Origin of the sequence: Acinetobacter sp. 22323 (genome assembly GCF_052044895.1) — a bacterium.
In the GTDB taxonomy this organism is placed as follows: Bacteria; Pseudomonadota; Gammaproteobacteria; order Pseudomonadales; family Moraxellaceae; genus Acinetobacter; species Acinetobacter schindleri.
Genome location: NZ_JBQEOL010000050.1, coordinates 1 through 646, shown reverse-complemented (window position 1 = coordinate 646; position 646 = coordinate 1). Strand labels below are relative to the sequence as shown.

At 59.0% G+C, this 646-nt stretch carries 1 protein-coding gene; it reads right to left on the bottom strand.

All coding sequences use genetic code 11. The features are described from left to right. On the bottom strand, positions 1-646 hold a 646-nt coding region (locus ACTJIX_RS14840), incomplete at both ends, for a hypothetical protein (RefSeq protein WP_440611565.1).

Here is a 646-nt window from a genome sequence, read left to right as displayed (position 1 = left end):
CATCATCGTCATCATGGCTGCGGCCACGACCTCGACCGCTGGAACGACCGCGATTGTCATCATCATCGTCATCATGGCTGCGGCCACGACCTCGATCGCTGGAACGACCGCGATTGTCATCATCATCGTCATCACGGCTGCGTCCACGACCTCGACCGCTGGAACGACCGCGATTGTCATCATCATCGTCATCACGGCTACGGCCACGACCTCGACTGCTGGAACGACCGCGATCGTCATCATCATCGTCATCACGGCTACGGCCACGACCTCGACTGCTGGAACGACCGCGATCGTCATCATCATCGTCATCACGGTTACGACTACGGCCTCGACCATTTGAGTGGCCACGATCGTCATCATCATCGTCGTCATCACGGTTACGACCACGACCTCGACCGCTGGAACGACCGCGATCGTCCTCATCATCGTCATCACGGTTACGACCACGACCTCGACCGCTGGAACGACCGCGATCGTCATCTTCGTCGTCATCACGGCTGCGACCTCGACCATTGGAACGACCGCGATCGTCATCTTCGTCGTCATCACGGCTACGGCCACGACCACTTGAGCGACCACGATTGTCATCATCATCGTCATCATGGCTGCGGCCACGACCTCGACCGCTGGAACGACCGCGATT